The sequence below is a fragment of the Citrobacter sp. Cb004 genome, from assembly GCF_030337065.1.
In the GTDB taxonomy this organism is placed as follows: Bacteria; Pseudomonadota; Gammaproteobacteria; order Enterobacterales; family Enterobacteriaceae; genus Citrobacter; species Citrobacter braakii.
This window is the reverse complement of the sequence record NZ_JAOWCH010000034.1, coordinates 16297-33276: the sequence shown is the minus strand read 5'-3', so window position 1 is coordinate 33276 and position 16980 is coordinate 16297. Positions and strand designations below refer to the sequence as shown.

Here is a 16980-nt window from a genome sequence, read left to right as displayed (position 1 = left end):
GAACTTTTCTGATCTAACTGATTGCATACAGGAATGACTTTCGCTACGTTGCGGGCTCGTTTTGACACGGAGTTCGTGATGTACCGTAATCTTTCTTTTGCTGCGGCCTTGTTAGCCGCTGCGTTTTCAGGCTCGGTTTTAGCCGAAGGCATCAACAGTTTTTCTCAGGCAAAAGCAGCAGGCGTTAAAGTTAACGCCGATGCGCCAGGCGATTTCTATTGCGGATGTAAAATTAACTGGCAAGGAAAAAAAGGGGTCGTTGACCTCGAATCCTGCGGCTATAAAGTGCGAAAAAATGAAAACCGCGCCAGTCGAATTGAATGGGAACACGTGGTCCCCGCCTGGCAATTTGGTCATCAGCGCCAGTGCTGGCAGGACGGAGGGCGTAAAAACTGCGCTAAAGATCCGGTCTATCGCAAAATGGAAAGCGATATGCATAACCTGCAGCCCGCGGTGGGTGAGGTCAATGGCGATCGCGCAAACTTTATGTACAGCCAGTGGAACGGTGGCGAAGGCCAATATGGACAATGCACCATGAAGGTTGACTTCAAAGAGAAAGTTGCCGAGCCGCCAGCCCGCGCCCGTGGCGCCATCGCGCGTACCTATTTTTACATGCGCGACCAATACAACCTGACGCTCTCCCGCCAGCAAACTCAGCTTTTTAATGCCTGGAATAAGCAGTATCCGGTCACCGATTGGGAGTGTGAGCGCGACGAACGCATTGCGAAGGTACAGGGGAACCATAACCCCTATGTGCAACGCGCTTGCCAGGCGCAAAAGAGCTAACCTACACTAGCAGCAATATTTTTTAACCATGCCCTGGCCTTTTGCAGTCCAGGGCCATGACGCGGATGTTTAACTATGCGCATTCCTCGCATTTATCACCCTGAGCCACTCACTTCCGGCAGCCAAATTTCACTGTGTGAAGACGCTGCCAACCATATCGGCCGCGTGCTGCGTATGGGGCCAGGCCAGGCGCTACAGCTGTTTGATGGCAGCAATCAGGTATTCAACGCCGAAATCACCCACGCCAGTAAGAAAAGCGTAGACGTGAAGGTGCTTAACGCTGAACTCGACGATCGAGAATCGCCGCTGCACATCCACCTGGGCCAGGTGATGTCGCGGGGTGAAAAAATGGAATTTACTATCCAAAAATCGATTGAACTGGGTGTAAGCCTCATTACGCCACTTTTTTCTGAGCGCTGCGGCGTTAAACTGGACAGCGAACGCCTGAACAAGAAGCTCCAGCAGTGGCAGAAAATCGCCATTGCCGCCTGCGAACAGTGCGGTCGTAATCGGGTGCCTGAAATTCGCCCGGCGATGGATCTGGAAGCGTGGTGCGCCGAACAGGATGAAGGTCTGAAACTGAACCTGCATCCCCGCGCCAGCGCCAGCATCAATACGCTGCCGCTCCCGGTGGAACGCATCCGCTTGCTGATTGGCCCCGAAGGTGGGCTGTCGGCAGATGAAATTGCCATGACCGCACGGTATCAGTTTACTGATATTCTGTTAGGACCTCGCGTTCTGCGTACTGAGACAACTGCGCTCACCGCCATCACCGCGCTACAGGTGCGTTTTGGCGATCTGGGCTAACGGAGAAGAACAATGATCAAGCTCGGCATCGTGATGGATCCCATCGCAAGCATCAACATCAAGAAAGATTCCAGCTTCGCTATGCTGCTGGAAGCGCAACGTCGCGGTTACGAAATTCATTATATGGAAATGGCCGATCTCTATCTGATCAACGGTGAAGCCCGCGCCCGTACACGTACCCTGAGCGTAGAGCAGAACTACGACAAATGGTATGAGTTCAATAGCGAGCAGGATCTCCCGCTGGCAGATCTGGACGTCATTCTGATGCGTAAGGATCCGCCGTTTGATACCGAGTTCATCTACGCAACCTATATTCTGGAACGTGCAGAGGAGAAAGGGACGCTAATCGTCAACAAACCGCAGAGCCTGCGCGATTGTAACGAGAAGCTGTTCACCGCATGGTTTGCCGACCTGACGCCGGAAACACTGGTCACGCGTAACAAAGCGCAGCTGAAAGCCTTCTGGCAAAAACACAGCGACATCATTCTCAAACCGCTGGACGGCATGGGCGGCGCATCTATTTTCCGCGTGAAGGAAGGCGATCCGAACCTTGGCGTTATTGCCGAAACGCTGACCGAGCACGGTACCCGTTATTGCATGGCGCAGAACTATCTGCCGGCAATTAAAGACGGCGATAAACGCGTGCTGGTGGTCGATGGCGAACCCGTTCCGTACTGCCTGGCGCGTATTCCACAAGGCGGCGAAACCCGTGGCAACCTGGCAGCCGGCGGTCGTGGCGAGCCGCGTCCATTAACCGACAGCGACTGGGAAATTGCACGTCGCATTGGGCCAACGCTGAAAGCAAAAGGTTTGATTTTTGTCGGTCTGGATATCATTGGCGACCGTCTGACGGAAATTAACGTCACCAGCCCAACCTGTATTCGTGAAATTGAAGCGGAGTTCCCGGTTTCGATTACCGGTATGCTGATGGACGCCATCGAGGCACGTTTGCAGAAATAAATAAGTTGCCGGATGGCGATGCCTTCGCGTCTTATCCGGCCTACATTTGCACCCCGTAGGCCGGATAAGGCGAAGCCGCCATCCGGCAAAGCTATCTTCAGAGGGTGACATCTTCGCGCTTTGCCCACATACTGGGCTCTGTTGCTTTTTTGAACCAGGAAACAGAACCTCTGACAATGAATTTACAGCATCACTTTCTAATTGCCATGCCTGCTCTCCAGGATCCGATTTTCCGCCGTTCCGTGGTGTATATCTGTGAACACAATGAGAACGGAGCAATGGGGATTATCGTCAATAAGCCTCTGGAAAACTTACAAATTGAAGGGATTCTGGAAAAGCTGAAGATTACTCCAGAAGCACGCGATCCTGCCATTCGTCTGGACAAACCGGTGATGCTCGGCGGCCCACTGGCGGAAGACCGTGGATTTATTCTACACACCCCGCCGTCACGCTTTGCCTCCAGTATTCGCATTTCAGATAACACTATCATCACCACCTCCCGCGATGTACTTGAAACCCTGGGTACGCAGGAGCAGCCATCTGAAGTGCTGGTTGCGCTGGGCTATTCATCATGGGAAAAAGGTCAACTGGAACAAGAGCTACTGGATAACGCCTGGCTCACTGCTCCCGCAGACCTCAACATCTTATTTAAAACGCCGATTGCCGACCGCTGGCGCGATGCGGCGAAGCTTATCGGGATTGATATTCAGACCATGCCAGGCGTGGCGGGACACGCCTGATGAGCGGAACATTACTCTCTTTTGATTTTGGTACGAAAAGTATCGGCGTCGCGGTTGGTCAACGCATTACCGGTACGGCGAGACCCTTGCCCGCCATCAAAGCACAGGACGGTACGCCAGACTGGAGTTTGATTGAACGCCTGCTAAAAGAGTGGCAGCCGGACGAAATCATTGTCGGCCTGCCGCTCAACATGGATGGCACCGAACAACCCCTTACTGCGCGCGCGCGCAAATTCGCTAACCGCATTCACGGTCGCTTTGGCGTAACCGTAACGCTGCACGATGAACGTTTGAGCACCGTCGAAGCCCGCTCAGGCCTGTTTGAGCAAGGCGGATACCGGGCGTTGAATAAAGGCAAAGTAGATTCCGCTTCTGCCGTTATTATCCTTGAAAGCTATTTCGAGCAGGGCTACTAAAGTCGCCCCTGCGCCTGGCGCTGCTGCTGACTTTGTGCAAACATCTGCATACCTGTCTGCTGCCCGGTTTGAATCACACCGGGTAGCTGATGCGTTTTCCCTTCGCGGATCAAATTACCCACGGCGGGCGTGTTGACGAGCAGTTCGAATAGCGCCACGCGTCCTCCCTGCTTATCTTCCTCCAACTTTTGCGAAAGTACCGCCCGCAGGCTGTCTGCCAGTTGGTTACGCACCGGATCTTTCTCCTGAGCGGGAAAGGTGTCCACCAGCCGCGCGATGGCCTGCGCCGCCCCTCGCGTATGTAAGGTTGCCAACACCAGATGCCCGGTCTCCGCTGCCGTTAAGGCCAAACGAATAGTTTCCACGTCGCGCAGCTCGCCCAGCAAAATAACGTCGGGATCTTCGCGTAACGCGCCGCGCAAACCGGCAGCAAAAGAAGCGCAGTGTACGCCCACCTCCCGCTGTTGAATAAGACAACGTTGGCTGGTGTAGCGATACTCAATCGGATCTTCCAGCGTCAGAATGTGCCCCGCAATATGTTGATTAAGGTACTCCACCATCGCCGCCAGGGTAGTTGATTTACCGCTGCCGGTGGCTCCAGTGACCAGAACTAATCCATTTTCACCGTGCAGCAGTTTAGGTATGGCCTCGGGGGTCTGAAGATCGTCTAAACGAGGACATTCAAGCGGTAGCAATCTTAGCGCCAGCGAGGTTCCCTGCTGATGAGCAAATGCGCTGGCGCGTAGACGCCGGGAGTCCGCCAGCGTAAGGGCAAAATCAATCTGCCCCTGTTCCCGCCACTGTACCTGTTGTTGCTCACTGAGCCAGCACATCAGCAGATTCTCCACGTCAGGGGGAGTAAATGGTGCTATTTCGACTTTTCCACCTATGCGCCAGCGCGCAGGCCATGCATTGCACAGGTGTAGATCCGACACGTTATGCTTTACACTAAGGGCCACTATTTCTTCCATATTCATATGAACATCCTCGGAAAATGAACGATATCGCGCATAACCTGGCACATGTCCGGGACAAAATCTCAGCCGCCGCGACGCGTTGCGGGCGGTCTTCAGAAGAAGTTATGTTGCTTGCAGTCAGCAAAACCAAACCTGCGAGCGCCATCGAAGAAGCCATGACCGCAGGGCAGCGTGCCTTCGGTGAAAACTATGTCCAGGAAGGGGTGGATAAGATCCGCTACTTTCAGGAAAAAGGCGTTAACGATCTGCAGTGGCACTTTATCGGCCCGCTGCAGTCGAACAAAAGTCGTCTGGTCGCTGAACATTTTGACTGGTGCCATACAATTGATCGTCTGCGTATCGCTGCCCGTCTGAGCGAACAGCGCCCTGCGGAACTGCCGCCGCTCAATGTGTTGATTCAGATTAATATCAGCGATGAGAACAGTAAGTCAGGTATTCCGCTTGCAGAGCTTGATGCACTGGCCGCTGAAGTCGCCGCGTTGCCACGGATTACCCTGCGTGGTCTGATGGCGATTCCGGCGCCAGAGTCAGATTATGTAAGGCAGTTTGAAGTTGCACAGCAAATGGCGGTAGCATTTGCCGGGTTGAAAACACGTTACCCAAGTATCGACACGCTCTCACTGGGGATGTCTGATGATATGGATGCCGCCATTGCGGCGGGTAGCACGATGGTGCGCATCGGCACTGCCATTTTTGGTGCTCGTGATTACACTAAAAAATAAGGAAAACTAAGGAACACCATGAATACGTTGACCTTCCTGCTCTCAACGGTAATTGAGCTGTATACCATGGCGCTGCTGCTGCGCGTGTGGATGCAATGGTCTCGCTGCGATTTCTACAACCCGTTCTCGCAGTTTATTGTGAAAATCACTCAGCCCATTATTGGGCCGTTACGCCGTATCATTCCCCCGATGGGGCCAATTGACAGCGCATCGGCATTAGTTGCGCTCGTTCTGAGCTTTATCAAGGCCATCGTGCTGTTTAAGGTGGTTACGTTCCAGCCGATCATCTGGATCGCCGCCGTGCTGATTGTCCTGAAGACCATCGGACTGCTGATTTTCTGGGTTCTGCTGGTGATGGCGATTATGAGCTGGGTCAGCCAGGGCCGCAGCCCTGTGGAGTACGTGCTGATTCAACTGGCGGATCCGCTGTTGCGTCCTATTCGTCGCTTACTTCCAGGCATGGGCGGGATCGATTTCTCGCCAATGATCCTGGTTCTGCTGCTGTATGTCATTAACATGGGCATCGCAGAAGTATTACAGGCGACAGGTAACATGCTGCTACCGGGGCTGTGGATGGCGCTATGAGTGCCGTTACCCCCTGCGATGACGGTCTGGTTTTACGGCTCTACATTCAGCCTAAAGCCAGCCGTGACAGTATTGTAGGTTTACATGGCGACGAACTAAAAGTCGCCATTACCGCCCCACCGGTTGATGGGCAAGCCAATAGTCATCTGGTGAAGTTTCTCGGCAAACAGTTCCGTGTGGCAAAAAGCCAGGTCGTCATTGAGAAGGGCGAGCTTGGTCGTCACAAACAGGTTAAAATCATTCATCCGCAACAGATCCCGCCCGAAATTGCGGCGCTAACTGATTAGGTATCCCATGCAAAAAGTTGTCCTCGCGACCGGCAACGCCGGTAAAGTGCGTGAACTCGCCTCTCTTCTGAGTGATTTCGGTCTTGATGTTGTTGCTCAAACGGATCTGGGTGTTGATTCTGCAGAAGAGACCGGGCTGACGTTTATTGAGAACGCCATTCTGAAGGCTCGTCATGCCGCGCAAATTACCGGTTTACCCGCCATTGCTGATGACTCCGGTCTGGCGGTAAATGCCCTTGGCGGCGCGCCGGGCATCTATTCAGCCCGCTATTCCGGCGAAGATGCAACCGATCAGCAGAACCTAGAAAAACTGCTCCACACCCTGCAGGATGTTCCTGATGACAAGCGCCAGGCACAATTCCACTGCGTGCTGGTGTATATGCGCCATGCAGACGATCCAACACCTGTGGTTTGCCACGGACGCTGGCCGGGCGTTATTGCCCGTGAACCTGCCGGAAACGGTGGTTTTGGCTACGACCCAATCTTCTTTGTGCCCTCTGAAGGGAAAACCGCCGCCGAACTGACCCGCGAAGAAAAGAGCGCGATTTCTCACCGTGGACAGGCGCTGAAGCTGCTGCTGGATGCCCTGCGTAATGGTTAAGCTTCCGCCGTTAAGTCTTTACATACACATCCCGTGGTGCGTGCAGAAATGCCCGTACTGCGACTTCAACTCGCATGCGCTTAAAGGCGAAGTCCCTCATGACGACTATGTGCAGCATCTGCTGAGCGATCTGGATTCTGAGGTGGCCCACGCCCAGGGCCGCGAGGTAAAGACGATTTTTATCGGTGGTGGTACGCCGAGCCTGCTTTCTGGCCCGGCAATGCAAACGCTGCTCGACGGCGTGCGCGCACGGCTGAATCTCGCCGCAGATGCAGAAATCACGATGGAGGCGAATCCCGGTACGGTGGAAGCCGATCGCTTTGTGGATTATCAACGTGCTGGCGTAAACCGTATCTCCATTGGTGTACAGAGCTTTAGCTCCGCCAAACTCGAACGTCTGGGACGTATTCACGGGCCGGAAGAAGCCAAACGTGCAGCGCACCTGGCAAGCGGTCTGGGACTACGCAGCTTTAACCTCGACCTGATGCACGGTTTACCGGATCAGACGCTGGAAGAGGCGCTGAGCGATTTACAGCAGGCCATCGCGCTCAACCCGCCGCATCTTTCCTGGTATCAGTTGACCATCGAGCCGAATACGCTGTTCGGGTCCCGACCACCGGTATTACCGGACGACGACGCGCTGTGGGATATTTTTGAGCAAGGCCACCAGTTGCTGACCGCCGCGGGGTATCAGCAGTACGAAACCTCAGCCTACGCCAGACCGGGTTATCAGTGTCAGCACAACCTAAATTACTGGCGTTTTGGCGACTACCTAGGCATTGGTTGCGGCGCGCACGGCAAAGTCACTTTCCCTGACGGTCGCATCCTGCGCACGACCAAAACGCGACATCCGCGCGGATACATGCAAGGACGTTATCTGGAAAGCCAGCGAGATGTCGCCGAGGCCGATAAGCCGTTTGAGTTCTTTATGAACCGTTTCCGGCTGCTGGAAGCCGCGCCTCGCGCGGAGTTCACGCAATATACCGGGCTTACCGAAGACGTTATTCGTCGACAGATCGATGAGGCCATTGCCCAGGGCTATCTGAGTGAATGCGATGAATACTGGCAGATTACCCAGCACGGTAAGCTATTTTTGAATTCTCTGCTGGAGCTGTTTCTGGCGGAGTGATCTCTGTGCGCCTGTCGGCGCATTTTCTTCTACAAATTCCTCTAAATATTGTACTCGGAAAAACCGAGTACAATGCACGTCATTTATTGACAATAACCATATTAATTATTTTATTCATTTTAAATAGCCTCTTCACCAACATAAATATATTGAACACAGCGCACAAAATAAGATCAAACTGCTGCCATGCAAAAGGTATGTGATCTATATAGTGGATAGATGTCCGACAACTATATTAATTTATCATACAGAAAAAGGTGAACCATCATCAGATGTCAACCAATTACTGTACCTTAAAGCACGGAGCTTACTTATGAAAATCAAAACCTTTTCCCGCTCGCTAGTCTGTGCGTCCTTGTTGGCGCTACTTAGCACTGGCGCATATGCTGCTGAAAAAGTGACTCTCAAACTGGCACACAACCTTGAACGTAGCCATGTGGTTCACCAGGCTTTCGAAGAAATGGCCAAAGAGGTAAAACAACTCTCCGACGGTAAAATGATTGTACGTATATATCCCAGTAGCCAAATGGGTAATGCCCGAGAAACGATGGAGTTGTTACAAAATGGCGCGTTGGATATGACAAAAGGTTCTGCCAGTGATTTAGAGTCATTTGATAATATTTATGCCATTTATAATTTACCTTTCTTATTTAAAGATCAAAACCATTTCAATAACGTTGTATTTGGTGAGGTAGGTAAAGACATTATGGAATCCACAAAAGAAAAGGGATTCTTTGCGTTATCTGCTTACGTTGCCGGCACGCGTAGTTTTTATGCCAAAAAACCTATTACCAAACCAGAGGATCTGAAAGGTCTGAAAGTCCGCGTTCAACCCAGCCCCACAACCATTAAAATGGTTGAACTGATGGGCGGATCGCCGACCCCTATTTCCTTCGGTGAGGTTTATACCGCTATGCAACAAGGTGTAGTGGATGGCGCAGAGAATAACGTTCCATCGTGGGTGCAAACACGTCATATCGAAATAGCTAAAGTCTTCTCCGAAGATGAGCACGCCTCTATTCCAGATTTTCTCGTTATCTCAACCAAAACATGGAATAAGCTGACCCCGGAGCAACAACTGATCCTTCGTCAAGCGGCTAAAAATTCCGAGGCTTATCAACAAAAGTTGTGGGATAAAATCGATGCTGATACCCGCGCTCAAGCAAAAGCTATGGGTGGCGAGATTATCAAAGTTGATAAAGCCCCTTTCCGCGCCGCTGTTCAACCGCTGTTTGATGACTTCAAAAAAGACCCAAAACATGCAGCCCTGCTGGCGAAGTTTGAAGACGCAGTACAATAACCCTTTGGGCCATTGATTGGCCCTGTTTCACCAGGAAACTCACCATGATATTTAACCGCCTTAAGCTTGCGGTAGACCGCGTCATTGCCGCATTTTCGGTCATCGTAATGATTGCGCTGGTAGTGTGCGTAGTCTGGCAAGTTTTTAGCCGCTACGTGCTCAATCAGCCCAGCACCTTAACTGACGAACTGGCACGCTTCTTAATGATCTGGGTCGGATTATTAGGTGCAGCCTATACCGTAGGCGCCCAGCGCCACCTGTCTATCGATCTACTGTTCATGTCGATTAATAAACGTAAACAGGCGTTATTGAGCTTATTCATTAATCTGCTGATTTTTGGCTTTGCAGGTTCAGTCATCGTTACCGGCGGTATCAAGCTGATTAATAAAACGCTGGCAACGGTGCAAGTTTCTGCGGCCATGCAAATTCCAATGGGTTACGTGTATATCATCCTGCCGCTAAGCGGCGCAGTCATGATGTTCTATGCCCTGTGGTTTATTCACAAAAATATTCAGCAACTGAAACAATCTTCGCAGGGAGTAATTTGATGGAAGGCTATATCGCACTAACCCTGTTTGGCTGCTTCTTTGTCCTGGTGTTCATTGGCGTACCTATTTCGTTCTCTATCGGTATCGCCACTGTAGCCTCAATGCTGCTGATGTTTCCTTGGGATGTTGCCGTTATCACTGTCTCTCAACGTCTGGCAAACGGATTAGATAATTTTGCCCTATTGGCGATCCCGTTTTTTATTTTCGCAGGTACTCTGATGAACAGCGGTGGGATCGCCATCCGACTAATTAACCTGGCGCAGGTGATGGTTGGGCGAGTTCCCGGCTCACTTGGTCATGTCAACGTGCTGGCAAACATGATGTTTGGTTCGATATCCGGCTCTGCCGTTGCCGCTGCTGCAGCCGTTGGCGGTACGCTTAATCCTATTCAGACAAAGCAAGGATACGACCCAACCTTCTCGACAGCCGTTAACGTTTCCTCCTGTATTACCGGGCTGTTAATTCCACCATCAAATGTGTTAATTGTGTTTTCTCTTACTGCTGGCGGTGTTTCAGTTGCTTCGTTGTTTATGGCGGGTTATTTACCAGGGATCCTGATGGGGCTTTCGATCATGGTGGTATGCGCCATTATCGCCAAACGCCGTGGTTATCCCCTGTCGGAAAGGCCAACCTGCGCACAGGCAGTAAAAGCACTTCTGGATGCGCTACCGAGTCTGTTACTGGTCATCATTGTGATGGGGGGTATTTTAGGTGGGATCTTTACCGCAACAGAAGCCTCAGCGATTGCGGTCGTCTACACCTTCATTCTCTCGGTGCTGATTTACCGGGAAGTAAAATGGCGTGATTTACCAAAGCTGATTTTGGAATCAGTCGTGATGACCTCTATCGTACTGTTACTGATCGGCTTCTCTGTCGGCATGTCCTGGGCGATGACCAATGCCGATATTCCCTACATGATCAGTGACACATTAATGGGTATTTCCGATAATCCACTGATCATCCTACTGTTAATCAATATTGTACTACTGGTTGTTGGGATCTTTATGGATATGACACCGGCAGTCCTGATCTTTACACCCATTTTCTTGCCAATCGCTCAAGAGTTAGGTATGGATCCGGTACATTTCGGCATCATGATGGTCGCCAACCTGTGCATTGGTCTGCTGACACCGCCGGTAGGAAGTGCATTGTTTGTAGGCTGTTCGATTTCTGGCGTGAAGATCCAGCAATTGATCAAACCCCTGCTGCCGTTTTACGCCGCATTGCTGGTTGCACTGATGATGATCGTATACATTCCACAGATCTCTCTGTTTATTCCACAGATGCTGGGGTTGATGTAAATACGAAGAGTAACTGCTTCTGGAGAATGCCCCAACGCTACGGTAGGGGCATTTTTTATGCCATTAATACTGATTAAACATTTCCTGGATCTGCTTAGGATCCTTGGTTTGGGTCAGAGCCAGTTGCAGCAGAACACGCGCTTTTTGCGGGTTCAGAGAGCCTGAAGCCACAAATCCGTATTTCGCATCATCAACTTCAGCATCCTGGGTGGTGGCGCCCGTTGGTACACGGGATGAACGCACTACAACGGTACCTTTATGCGCGGCAGTTGCCAGCGTATCGAAAATGGTTTTATACAGGTTACCGTTACCTACACCCGCACTGACGATCCCGGCGTAACCCGCATCTACCAATGCTTTGGCTGGCAGATCGGAGGCGTTAGCGTAGTTGTAAACAATCCCAACTTTCGGCAGCTCGGTCAGCTTAGATACGTCGAACGGCGTGGATGTGGTGTGCTTACGCGCAGGCGTACGCTGGTAGTCGATTTTACCGTTATGGATATACCCCAGCGGACCATAGTTAACGGATTTGAAAGTAGCGACATCCGTAGTGTTAGTTTTGGTCACATCGCGACCATCCATAACGGTGTCGTTCATCACCACCAGCACACCACGGTTGGCAGAGGCTTTGTCTGCGGCGGTTACCACGGCGTGATACAGGTTGAAGGGGCCATCAGCGCTCATACCTGTAGACGGACGCATTGCGCCGACCAGCACCACCGGCTTGTTGCACTTGACGGTGAGATCGAGGAAATAGGCGGTTTCTTCCATGGTATCCGTACCATGTGTTACCACGAAGCCGTCAGTTTTATCACACTCGGTATTAATCTTTTTCGCCAGCGTTAGCCAGACTTCGTCATTCATATCCTGGGAGCCGATGTTTACCACCTGCTCGCCTTTCACAACGGCGATATCTTTCAACTGAGGTACGGCATCAACCAAATTTTCTACGCCGACTTTGCCTGCCGTGTAGTTAGATTTTGTTGCGGAGTCACCACCGCCGGCAATCGTCCCGCCGGTAGCTAAAATAGTGATGTTTGGCAGTGCAAGCGCCGCGCCGCTGAAACCCATAACCAGTGCGGCAAGTGCCGTTCTCTTGAAAAACTCCATGTTATTTCTCCAGTTACTTGAATTTGCAGCATTATGTCTATCTTACAGATGAATAATGTGACGCCATCCAATTAACCAGATTTATATCTCCATCAAATTGTTATTCTTAGAGATGGATATCAAAAAAACAGAAAAATACAAAATAAAACGGCACAGAATGTTTCTGTGCCGTTAAAAAGAGGTGAAGATTATTTCAGAGTGCTAACCAGCGTTTTACGATCGTTTTCCAGCGTCACGACGCGGGCACAAACATCTTTGCCAAACTGCTGGAAGTCTTGTTCCTGATTCTTCCATTCGTTCTGAATTGAGGTTTGCAAACCTCCGAGGCTTCCGAGCACGCCCTGCAGCGGATTACCACCGCCTTTGAGCACGGCTTTCGCCCCCATCTCGTTGATGCTGTCCTGCAAAATACCGCCCATCGCCTGATTGACCAGCTGTTGTCCATCCGCGCGAACCTGATCAATCGCCTTATAATGGAAGGTCAGGCCGTCAGTGCGATGCTCAATAATGCGGTTCATCTGCTCTTTCAATTGCGCATCCAGCTTAGTTAAGCGGCCACGCATGTTGCTGCTTTCGCCGACCTCTTTGGCGATGATTTTATCCAGCGCCACGCGACCTTTCTCCACGCGCGCTCTGGCACCTTCGTCAATCCACGGCAGGCTGCTACGCAACGCCGCCTGATAATCTTTAGCCTGCTCACGCTGCGCGGCGTTCAGGTTGTACTGTTTACCGTTAAAGGTGACATCACCGGCCTGGGTAATGACCAGGTTGCCGTTCTCACCCTTCACCTGTACCGTTTGTGGACTCAAAATCACATCGTCACGCGGGGTGACGCTGCACTGATAATCAGCATGTGCGGCCATCGCCGTGAACGTTAGGACTGCCGCCAGCAGCGTTTTGCGCATCATATCTTTCCCTCAATACAAATTGGGCCGGCATTTGCCGACCCTTTGCTACTTAGTCCCACCAAATATCGAAAAGTTCGCTGGTGCGCACTTCTTCGAGTTTGCGCTCTTCCAGCCACTTACGCACGATAGCCTGATGTTCTTCGGTGCATTTGCCGATTTCCTGCAGACAGATCAGACCTTCCCAGGCCAGATAGCCGCTGCCGTCAAAGGCCAGCTTGTTCGGTTCGATAACTTCATTGATAAAATCATCAACGATTTGATCGACCTGCTCTCCAGATGTACCTTCCGGGAAACGCCATGCAACCGAAAATCCTACTTCCTGGAATTCGTCGATGTGCATTTTTTTACGCAGACGACGGCTACGGTTCTTTGCCATTATTTCACCCTCTCGAACATTAAGTCCCATACGCCGTGGCCAAGACGATGACCACGTTGTTCAAATTTGGTTACCGGGCGCGATTCCGGGCGCGGTACGTAATCGTTACTCTCTGACTGGTTTTTATACCCGTCAATCGAGGACATCACTTCAAGCATGTGCTCCGCATAGGCTTCCCAGTCGGTTGCCATGTGGAACACGCCGCCCAGCTTCAGCTTGCTTAAGATACGCTCAGCAAACGGTACCTGAACGATACGGCGTTTATTATGACGTGCTTTATGCCACGGGTCAGGGAAAAACAGCTGAACCATAGATAAAGAATTGTCAGGAATCATTTTATGCAGGACTTCGACGGCATCATGGCACATGACACGCAGGTTCTCGACGCCCTCTTCATGAGCTGAAGCCAGACACGCGCCAACGCCCGGTGAGTGAACCTCAATGCCGAGGAAATTTTGCTCCGGACGCGCTTTCGCCATCGCCACCAGCGAAGCCCCCATACCAAAACCAATTTCAAGCGTGACTGGCGCATCGCGACCAAACAGCGCAGCGAAATCCACAGGTTCTTCGCTGAACTCAACGCCCATCACCGGCCAGTAGTTTTCCAGCGCGTGTTCCTGCCCTTTCGTCAGTCGCCCCTGGCGACGAACAAAACTACGAATCCGGCGCAGAGGGCGGCCGTTTTCATCAAATTCCGGTGAAATGACGTCGTTCTTCATAAAAGTTTAGTCTGCTGTGTTTGAGTTCTGAAAACGGGCATTATCCAAAGTTAGTTGCCGGATGCAAGTAAAGGAAGAAAGTGAGCAGCGGAAAGTTCCGGTTTACACCCCGTTGCCGCTGTGCTGCAATCTTGCCCCCGGCAATAATGAAACGGTAATCATGCAAGCGTCTCAATTCTCGGCTCAGGTTTTGAGCTGGTACGACAAATACGGGCGGAAAACGCTGCCCTGGCAAATTGATAAGACGCCTTACAAAGTATGGCTCTCTGAGGTGATGCTGCAACAAACTCAGGTTGCGACCGTTATCCCCTACTTTGAGCGCTTTATGGCGCGCTTCCCAACGGTAACGGATTTAGCCCATGCGCCGCTGGATGAAGTCCTGCATTTATGGACCGGGCTGGGCTATTACGCCCGAGCGCGTAATCTGCATAAAGCCGCGCAACAGGTTGTGACGCTGCACGGCGGCTCATTCCCGCAAACCTTTGATGAAGTGGCCGCCCTGCCAGGCGTCGGACGTTCAACTGCAGGCGCGATCCTTTCGCTCTCCCTGGGTCAGCATTTTCCGATTCTTGACGGTAACGTCAAACGAGTGCTGGCTCGCTGTTATGCTGTAAGCGGCTGGCCGGGTAAAAAAGAGGTCGAAAAGAAACTGTGGGAGTTGAGCGAGCAGGTTACGCCAGCCCATGGGGTTGAGCGGTTTAATCAGGCGATGATGGATTTAGGCGCCATGGTCTGTACGCGCTCAAAACCCAAATGTTCCCTGTGTCCGTTGGAAAATGGCTGTGTGGCGAGCGCCAATGCAAGCTGGGCGCTGTACCCGGGTAAAAAGCCCAAACAGACATTACCAGAACGGACGGGCTATTTTTTACTGATGCAGCATGAAAACGAGGTGTTGCTCGCGCAGCGACCACCCAGCGGCTTATGGGGTGGCTTATACTGTTTTCCGCAGTTTGATGATGAGGATGGGCTACGCGACTGGCTGGCGCAACGGCAAATTAACGCAGATAATCTGACCCAACTTAATGCGTTTCGCCATACCTTTAGCCATTTCCACTTAGATATTGTGCCTATGTGGCTTCCCGTGTCCTCATTCACCTCATGCATGGATGAAGGCAATGCGCTCTGGTATAACTTAGCGCAACCGCCGTCGGTCGGACTGGCGGCCCCCGTGGAGCGTTTGTTACAGCAATTACGTGCCGGCACACAGGTTTAACGTACCGGTCGATAAAGAGGATTTTTTATGAGCAGAACGATTTTTTGCACTTTCCTGCAACGCGAAGCAGAAGGACAGGATTTTCAGCTGTACCCGGGCGAGCTAGGAAAACGCATCTATAACGAGATTTCTAAAGAAGCATGGGCGCAATGGCAGCATAAACAAACCATGCTGATTAACGAGAAGAAACTCAATATGATGAACGTTGAACACCGTAAGTTACTGGAACAGGAGATGATTAACTTCCTGTTTGAAGGTAAGGATGTGCATATTGAAGGCTATACGCCTGAAGAAAAAAAATAAGCATCGCTTGCTGGCAATCTCGTAGGCCGGATAGGGTGCTCGCACTGCCATCCGGCAAAACGATACAACAACAAACACAACACGCACTCCCGGAATGATGAAAAAATTTCTCGCGCTTGCCGTTATCGCGCCGTTGCTCATCTCCTGTTCCAGTTCGACCAAAAAAGGCGACTCCTATAACGAAGCCTGGGTCAAGGATACCAACGGTTTTGATATTCTGATGGGGCAATTTGCCCATAACATTGAGAATCTGTGGGGATTTAAGGAAGTGCTGATTGCGGGTCCGAAGGACTACGTAAAGTATACCGATCAGTATCAAACCCGCAGCCATATCAATTTTGATGACGGTACGATAACCGTCGAGACCATTGCCGGGACAGATCCCGCCGGACATCTGCGTCTAGCGATTATCAAGACGTTGCTGATGGGTGATGATCCGGGTTCTATCGACCTCTATTCCGATGTCGACGACATTAAGATTTCCAAAGAGCCGTTCCTGTACGGGCAGGTAGTCGATAATACCGGCCAGCCTATTCGTTGGGAGGGACGTGCAACCAATTTTGCCAACTACCTGCTACAAACGCGACTGAAAAAGCGCAGCAATGGTTTGCGTATCATCTATAGCGTGACGATCAATCTGGTCCCGAACCACCTTGATAAGCGCGCGCATAAATACGTCGGCATGGTACGTCAGGCTTCACGTAAGTATGGCGTCGAAGAGTCGCTGATTCTGGCCATCATGCAAACCGAATCCTCGTTTAACCCGTATGCGGTCAGCCATGCCGATGCGCTGGGACTCATGCAGGTGGTACAACACAGCGCCGGAAAAGATGTGTTCCGTTCCCAGGGGCGCTCAGGCACGCCAAGCCGTAGCTTCTTGTTTGACCCGGCCAGCAACATTGATACCGGTACTGCCTATCTGGCAATGCTGAATAATGTCTATTTGGGCGGCATTGATAATCCGACCTCGCGTCGCTATGCGGTGATCACCGCGTATAACGGCGGTGCGGGCAGCGTGCTGCGCGTGTTCTCGAACGATAAAATTCAGGCCGCAAACATCATTAACAGCATGTCCCCTGGGGACGTTTATCAAACGCTGACCACCCGACACCCATCTGCTGAATCACGCCGATATCTTTACAAGGTCAATTCCGCACAAAAATCATATCGTCGCCGCTAATGTATCCCCCTT

The 16980-nt window shown here is 51.5% G+C and carries 21 protein-coding genes; 16 read left to right on the top strand and 5 right to left on the bottom strand.

What is annotated here, in order from left to right; all coding sequences use genetic code 11:
- The first annotated feature begins 78 nt into the window (after positions 1-78).
- The 5 genes from endA (at position 79) to ruvX (ending at position 3709) form a co-directional block, all read left to right on the top strand.
- On the top strand, positions 79-786 hold the full coding sequence (gene endA, locus OGV65_RS02355; RefSeq protein ID WP_016154392.1) for a deoxyribonuclease I: 708 nt from the start codon (positions 79-81) through the stop codon (positions 784-786).
- Between the two features lie 75 nt (positions 787-861).
- Positions 862-1593 carry a 16S rRNA (uracil(1498)-N(3))-methyltransferase gene (gene rsmE / locus OGV65_RS02350; protein ID WP_141875632.1) on the top strand — a complete coding sequence of 244 codons (732 nt, stop codon included), beginning with the start codon at positions 862-864 and terminating at the stop codon, positions 1591-1593.
- A gap of 12 nt (positions 1594-1605) precedes the next feature.
- Complete coding sequence (gene gshB, locus OGV65_RS02345) at positions 1606-2553, top strand: glutathione synthase (protein WP_016154394.1); 948 nt, start codon at positions 1606-1608, stop codon at positions 2551-2553.
- 176 nt (positions 2554-2729) lie between these two features.
- Entirely contained in the window at positions 2730-3293 is a 564-nt protein-coding gene (locus OGV65_RS02340; RefSeq protein ID WP_016154395.1) for a YqgE/AlgH family protein, read from the top strand.
- Positions 3293-3709 (top strand): Holliday junction resolvase RuvX, encoded by a 417-nt coding sequence (gene ruvX, locus OGV65_RS02335; RefSeq protein WP_003825428.1) that lies wholly within the window; start codon positions 3293-3295, stop codon positions 3707-3709. Before OGV65_RS02340 ends, ruvX begins: the two co-directional genes overlap by 1 nt.
- On the opposite strand, the gene OGV65_RS02330 is transcribed toward ruvX, so the two are convergent.
- On the bottom strand, positions 3706-4686 hold the full coding sequence (locus OGV65_RS02330) for a type IV pilus twitching motility protein PilT (protein WP_286454557.1): 981 nt from the start codon (positions 4684-4686) through the stop codon (positions 3706-3708). The two genes, ruvX and OGV65_RS02330, sit on opposite strands and share 4 nt — an antisense overlap.
- A gap of 17 nt (positions 4687-4703) precedes the next feature.
- Between OGV65_RS02330 and OGV65_RS02325 the strand changes: the two genes are divergently transcribed.
- The 8 genes from OGV65_RS02325 to OGV65_RS02290 all read left to right on the top strand — a co-directional run bounded on the left by OGV65_RS02325 (position 4704) and on the right by OGV65_RS02290 (position 11159).
- On the top strand, positions 4704-5408 hold the full coding sequence (locus OGV65_RS02325) for a YggS family pyridoxal phosphate-dependent enzyme (protein WP_016154400.1): 705 nt from the start codon (positions 4704-4706) through the stop codon (positions 5406-5408).
- 18 nt (positions 5409-5426) lie between these two features.
- Complete coding sequence (locus OGV65_RS02320; RefSeq protein ID WP_016154401.1) at positions 5427-5993, top strand: YggT family protein; 567 nt, start codon at positions 5427-5429, stop codon at positions 5991-5993.
- Positions 5990-6280: a DUF167 family protein YggU gene (gene yggU, locus OGV65_RS02315; protein ID WP_005123286.1), complete on the top strand. Its 291-nt coding sequence runs from the start codon at positions 5990-5992 to the stop codon at positions 6278-6280. The genes OGV65_RS02320 and yggU overlap by 4 nt, the downstream gene beginning before the upstream one ends.
- 7 nt (positions 6281-6287) lie before the next feature.
- Positions 6288-6881: an XTP/dITP diphosphatase gene (locus OGV65_RS02310; RefSeq protein WP_016154402.1), complete on the top strand. Its 594-nt coding sequence runs from the start codon at positions 6288-6290 to the stop codon at positions 6879-6881.
- A complete protein-coding gene (hemW, locus tag OGV65_RS02305; RefSeq protein WP_019077663.1) occupies positions 6874-8010 on the top strand; it encodes a radical SAM family heme chaperone HemW in 1137 nt (378 codons plus the stop codon). The genes OGV65_RS02310 and hemW overlap by 8 nt, the downstream gene beginning before the upstream one ends.
- Positions 8011-8323: 313 nt before the next feature.
- Positions 8324-9310 (top strand): TRAP transporter substrate-binding protein, encoded by a 987-nt coding sequence (locus OGV65_RS02300; protein WP_047499280.1) that lies wholly within the window; start codon positions 8324-8326, stop codon positions 9308-9310.
- Between the two features lie 44 nt (positions 9311-9354).
- A complete protein-coding gene (locus OGV65_RS02295) occupies positions 9355-9858 on the top strand; it encodes a TRAP transporter small permease (RefSeq protein ID WP_047499278.1) in 504 nt (167 codons plus the stop codon).
- Positions 9858-11159 (top strand): TRAP transporter large permease, encoded by a 1302-nt coding sequence (locus tag OGV65_RS02290; protein WP_016157446.1) that lies wholly within the window; start codon positions 9858-9860, stop codon positions 11157-11159. The genes OGV65_RS02295 and OGV65_RS02290 overlap by 1 nt, the downstream gene beginning before the upstream one ends.
- Before the next feature lie 63 nt (positions 11160-11222).
- On the opposite strand, the gene ansB is transcribed toward OGV65_RS02290, so the two are convergent.
- From ansB to trmB, 4 genes are all read right to left on the bottom strand, one after another.
- Positions 11223-12269 (bottom strand): L-asparaginase 2, encoded by a 1047-nt coding sequence (gene ansB / locus OGV65_RS02285; RefSeq protein ID WP_286454556.1) that lies wholly within the window; start codon positions 12267-12269, stop codon positions 11223-11225.
- Between the two features lie 188 nt (positions 12270-12457).
- On the bottom strand, positions 12458-13177 hold the full coding sequence (locus OGV65_RS02280; protein ID WP_016157447.1) for a YggN family protein: 720 nt from the start codon (positions 13175-13177) through the stop codon (positions 12458-12460).
- A gap of 49 nt (positions 13178-13226) precedes the next feature.
- Positions 13227-13553, bottom strand: a complete 327-nt coding sequence (locus OGV65_RS02275) for a YggL family protein (protein WP_019077661.1) — start codon at positions 13551-13553, stop codon at positions 13227-13229.
- Positions 13553-14272 carry a tRNA (guanosine(46)-N7)-methyltransferase TrmB gene (trmB, locus tag OGV65_RS02270; protein WP_049283251.1) on the bottom strand — a complete coding sequence of 240 codons (720 nt, stop codon included), beginning with the start codon at positions 14270-14272 and terminating at the stop codon, positions 13553-13555. Before trmB ends, OGV65_RS02275 begins: the two co-directional genes overlap by 1 nt.
- A 160-nt stretch (positions 14273-14432) precedes the next feature.
- Here trmB and mutY point away from each other — a divergent pair, with 160 nt between their 5' ends.
- The 3 genes from mutY to mltC all read left to right on the top strand — a co-directional run bounded on the left by mutY (position 14433) and on the right by mltC (position 16968).
- A complete protein-coding gene (gene mutY / locus OGV65_RS02265; protein ID WP_049268553.1) occupies positions 14433-15485 on the top strand; it encodes an A/G-specific adenine glycosylase in 1053 nt (350 codons plus the stop codon).
- A gap of 27 nt (positions 15486-15512) precedes the next feature.
- Positions 15513-15788, top strand: coding sequence for an oxidative damage protection protein (locus OGV65_RS02260; RefSeq protein WP_012135077.1), 276 nt, complete (start codon positions 15513-15515; stop codon positions 15786-15788).
- A 94-nt stretch (positions 15789-15882) separates the two neighbouring features.
- On the top strand, positions 15883-16968 hold the full coding sequence (gene mltC, locus OGV65_RS02255; RefSeq protein ID WP_049040265.1) for a membrane-bound lytic murein transglycosylase MltC: 1086 nt from the start codon (positions 15883-15885) through the stop codon (positions 16966-16968).
- Positions 16969-16980: the final 12 nt, after the last annotated feature.

Coding starts and splice junctions, on each gene's coding strand:
- OGV65_RS02320 (WP_016154401.1), top strand. CDS start 5,427: ATGAATACGTTGACCTTCCTGCTCTCAACGGTAATTGAGCTGTATACC.
- endA (WP_016154392.1), top strand. CDS start 79: ATGTACCGTAATCTTTCTTTTGCTGCGGCCTTGTTAGCCGCTGCGTTT.
- OGV65_RS02325 (WP_016154400.1), top strand. CDS start 4,704: ATGAACGATATCGCGCATAACCTGGCACATGTCCGGGACAAAATCTCA.
- OGV65_RS02340 (WP_016154395.1), top strand. CDS start 2,730: ATGAATTTACAGCATCACTTTCTAATTGCCATGCCTGCTCTCCAGGAT.
- mltC (WP_049040265.1), top strand. CDS start 15,883: ATGATGAAAAAATTTCTCGCGCTTGCCGTTATCGCGCCGTTGCTCATC.
- ansB (WP_286454556.1), bottom strand. CDS start 12,269: ATGGAGTTTTTCAAGAGAACGGCACTTGCCGCACTGGTTATGGGTTTC.
- OGV65_RS02330 (WP_286454557.1), bottom strand. CDS start 4,686: ATGAATATGGAAGAAATAGTGGCCCTTAGTGTAAAGCATAACGTGTCG.
- OGV65_RS02275 (WP_019077661.1), bottom strand. CDS start 13,553: ATGGCAAAGAACCGTAGCCGTCGTCTGCGTAAAAAAATGCACATCGAC.
- OGV65_RS02260 (WP_012135077.1), top strand. CDS start 15,513: ATGAGCAGAACGATTTTTTGCACTTTCCTGCAACGCGAAGCAGAAGGA.
- OGV65_RS02300 (WP_047499280.1), top strand. CDS start 8,324: ATGAAAATCAAAACCTTTTCCCGCTCGCTAGTCTGTGCGTCCTTGTTG.
- rsmE (WP_141875632.1), top strand. CDS start 862: ATGCGCATTCCTCGCATTTATCACCCTGAGCCACTCACTTCCGGCAGC.
- OGV65_RS02295 (WP_047499278.1), top strand. CDS start 9,355: ATGATATTTAACCGCCTTAAGCTTGCGGTAGACCGCGTCATTGCCGCA.
- hemW (WP_019077663.1), top strand. CDS start 6,874: ATGGTTAAGCTTCCGCCGTTAAGTCTTTACATACACATCCCGTGGTGC.
- ruvX (WP_003825428.1), top strand. CDS start 3,293: ATGAGCGGAACATTACTCTCTTTTGATTTTGGTACGAAAAGTATCGGC.
- yggU (WP_005123286.1), top strand. CDS start 5,990: ATGAGTGCCGTTACCCCCTGCGATGACGGTCTGGTTTTACGGCTCTAC.
- trmB (WP_049283251.1), bottom strand. CDS start 14,272: ATGAAGAACGACGTCATTTCACCGGAATTTGATGAAAACGGCCGCCCT.
- OGV65_RS02310 (WP_016154402.1), top strand. CDS start 6,288: ATGCAAAAAGTTGTCCTCGCGACCGGCAACGCCGGTAAAGTGCGTGAA.
- gshB (WP_016154394.1), top strand. CDS start 1,606: ATGATCAAGCTCGGCATCGTGATGGATCCCATCGCAAGCATCAACATC.
- mutY (WP_049268553.1), top strand. CDS start 14,433: ATGCAAGCGTCTCAATTCTCGGCTCAGGTTTTGAGCTGGTACGACAAA.
- OGV65_RS02280 (WP_016157447.1), bottom strand. CDS start 13,177: ATGATGCGCAAAACGCTGCTGGCGGCAGTCCTAACGTTCACGGCGATG.
- OGV65_RS02290 (WP_016157446.1), top strand. CDS start 9,858: ATGGAAGGCTATATCGCACTAACCCTGTTTGGCTGCTTCTTTGTCCTG.